Origin of the sequence: Prevotella sp. HMSC077E09 (assembly GCF_001814685.1) — a bacterium.
GTDB lineage: Bacteria > Bacteroidota > Bacteroidia > Bacteroidales > Bacteroidaceae > Prevotella > Prevotella oris.
This window is the reverse complement of the sequence record NZ_KV817506.1, coordinates 1-2,929: the sequence shown is the minus strand read 5'-3', so window position 1 is coordinate 2,929 and position 2,929 is coordinate 1. Positions and strand designations below refer to the sequence as shown.

General features: G+C 47.6%; 3 protein-coding genes. 2 read left to right on the top strand and 1 reads right to left on the bottom strand.

Annotation, left to right across the window (positions count from 1 at the left end; all coding sequences use genetic code 11):
• Window positions 1–168 precede the first annotated feature (168 nt).
• Together HMPREF2983_RS02255 and HMPREF2983_RS02250 are read left to right on the top strand one after the other, a co-directional pair.
• Window positions 169–1,476: a site-specific integrase gene (locus HMPREF2983_RS02255; RefSeq protein ID WP_070666338.1), complete on the top strand. Its 1,308-nt coding sequence runs from the start codon at window positions 169–171 to the stop codon at window positions 1,474–1,476.
• Window positions 1,473–1,877 carry a hypothetical protein gene (locus tag HMPREF2983_RS02250; RefSeq protein ID WP_070666335.1) on the top strand — a complete coding sequence of 135 codons (405 nt, stop codon included), beginning with the start codon at window positions 1,473–1,475 and terminating at the stop codon, window positions 1,875–1,877. Before HMPREF2983_RS02255 ends, HMPREF2983_RS02250 begins: the two co-directional genes overlap by 4 nt.
• 209 nt (window positions 1,878–2,086) lie before the next feature.
• On the opposite strand, the gene HMPREF2983_RS02245 is transcribed toward HMPREF2983_RS02250, so the two are convergent.
• Window positions 2,087–2,875 (bottom strand): carboxymuconolactone decarboxylase family protein, encoded by a 789-nt coding sequence (locus tag HMPREF2983_RS02245; RefSeq protein ID WP_083316643.1) that lies wholly within the window; start codon window positions 2,873–2,875, stop codon window positions 2,087–2,089.
• Between the last annotated feature and the right edge of the window lie 54 nt (window positions 2,876–2,929).

Below are 2,929 nucleotides of genomic sequence, written 5' to 3'. Positions count from 1 at the left end.
TGGGACATTCCAACATAAGCATGACGGAACGCTACGCAAAGGTAACACCCCAGAAACTCTTTGAGGAATTTGAACGTTTACTTTCTTTCACCGAAGACATGCAGCTGGCTATCTAATCCTTATCACAATTATTTTATTTATTATCCTTTCTTTCAAAACATCAAGACAATGAGAAGTACATTCAAGATACTGTTCTATATCAACAGACAGAAGACAAAGGCAGACGGGCGGACAGTCATCCTCTGCCGTATCACCATAGACGGAAAGAGTACCGCCATTACCACAGGCGAGGAATGCAATCCCTCCGAGTGGAACTCTAAGCAGGGCTTGACAACCGACAGGAAGACCAGCCAAAGGCTCCATGAGTTCAGGGAACTTGTGGAAAAGACCTATCGGGATATTCTCGTAAGGGACGGAGTGGTAAGCGTGGAACTCATCAAGAACCATTTACAGGGCATAGCCACCCATCCGACAACCCTCCTTGCCATGAGCAGGGCGGAACTGCAAATGGTCAGGGAGAGCGTAGGCAAGTCAAGGACAGAGGGAACGTACCTGAACCTATCTCATGCAGACAGGAATCTTCATGAGTTTGTCAAAGACAAAGGAGTGCAGGACATCCTTATTGGGGCAATCACGGAGGACTTGTTTGAGGAATACCGTTTCTACCTCAAAAAGCGTGGACTGAAAGGAACGACCATCAACAACTATCTCTGCTGGCTGAGTCGGCTGATGTACCGTGCGGTCAGTCGGAACATCATACGCTGTAATCCCTTTGAGAATGCCAAGTATGAGAAAGAGAATAAGAATATACGATACTTACAAAAATACGACGTGGCAAGGCTCATGGCTATGAGGATGAATGACAGCGAGGCGGAACAGGCAAGGCTGATGTTCATTTTCTCCTGTTTCACGGGACTGGCTATTGCGGATATGGAAACCCTGCAATACAAGCATATCCAAACCGCAGCGGACGGACAGAAATATATCCGCAAGGAGCGACAGAAGACCAAGGTGGAGTTTGTCATACCGCTGCACCCAATAGCGGAAACTATCATCAGCCATTGCAGGAAAGCAGATCACAACGACTTAACAACAGGACAGGACGAGCAGACGATGAAAGAAAAAGGCGACAGCTTTGTCTTTCATCCTGATAGCAGCCGTAGCGTGATGAATAGCAAATTGTACATTGTGGGCAAGGCTTGCGGTATCAGCCAAAGGCTTTCCTTCCACATGGCACGACACACCTTCGGCACGATGAGCCTTAGTGCAGGAATACCCATCGAAAGCATAGCCAAGATGATGGGGCATGCTTCCATATCAAGCACGCAGATTTATGCACAGGTGACGGACTGCAAGATTTCGGAAGACATGGACAGGCTCATCGCCAAACTTTCCTCAAAGGAAAAGAAAAACAAAGAGCTGGTGGGAAATGAACCCTTGAACATATTAGCATATAAGAAGGAGGAAACGGCATGAATACAACAAACAGACCAAAGACTGGCATGGAGCGTAGTCGCCTTGATTGGAGCGGCAATATGCAGGTAATCCGCAAGGGAGGCGGCGAGATAGCCATGACGGAGGGAGAACTTGCGAGGTTTTTCGGTGTGACATGGAAGAAACTTAACGGCAAGCTACAAGTGATACAGAAATCTTCCAACCTGCACCTTGATGAAATGTGTGCAGGTGAGAAGGCAATGGTCAGAGATAATGAATTGACAGGTTATGCACCGCTTTATCCGCTCTCGGCAATCATCGCCCTCTCCTTTCTGCTGGACAGCATGGAAGCTCACTTGTTCAGAAAGTATGTCTGCCATAAGGTACAGCAACCCGCAACTTCCATAACACCGATATTCCTCTTTGGAGGTACACACCATTGATTTATTCCTATCTTTTTCTTTCACCGATATTATCCTACTACATTACTACAATAAGGGGTAATACGGTGAAAGAGAAAGGATTAGGATGTAGTCAGAGGCGGCGGATAGAAATCACTACTTCTTGACGACATTCTACATTAGTCAGTTCAAAATGCATGATTGTAGGCTAATAACTCGCGAAATGAACTTTCTATAGGGAAAGCAATGCCTTATTTGAGTTTGTCGTAGATGTCATCAGTGACAGGTTCCAACCATTCGGTCGATGAGCTATCCTCAACGTGAGTATTGTAAGTCAGGTGCTGCATCCAGCTGTCTCTGGCGGCTCCATGCCAGTGTTTGGTTTCGGCAGGGATGGCAATGACAACACCGGGGCAAAGCTCTACAGGTGTCTTGCCCCACTCTTGGTACCAGCCACGACCGGCAACGCAGATGAGCACCTGAACGGCTTTGTGATGAATGTGCCAGTTGTTGCGGCAACGGGGTTCAAACGTTACATTTACCACGCCCCTCTTGTCAGCCTCCATCGGAGCGAGATAACTCAGCCCTATGAAGTATTTGGCATAGCCCGTGTTAGGCTCGCCAATGGGATAGGGTGTGCTTGCCTGAAATTCTTCTTTGGTCTGTATGTCTGAAGTCCACACCTCCTTGGCCATGTTGAACACCGCCCATGCCTTAGGCCAGCCTACATAGAAAGCGGCGTGAGTGATCATCTCCGAAAATTCCTGTCGGGTCACACCATTGGCTTTGGCCGTATTCAGGTGATATTTGAGCGATGAATCGGTGATGCCTTGCGCCACGAGTGAGAGAATTGTGGTAAGCGAGCGGTCATGCAGGCTCATCTCTTCCTGACGGTTCCACACTTCACCGAAAAGAATGTCATCGTTGAGATGAGCAAATTCCGGTGCGAACTCTCCGAGGGCGGTACGTCCTGCGGTCTGCTTGATTTCTTTCCTTTCCATATTCTTTTGTGCTTGAATGCCCATCACAGCAGTTGCCATGAGAGCCCAAATTATTATTCCCTTAATTCCGCAGCATAAATTCTTGTGAGAACT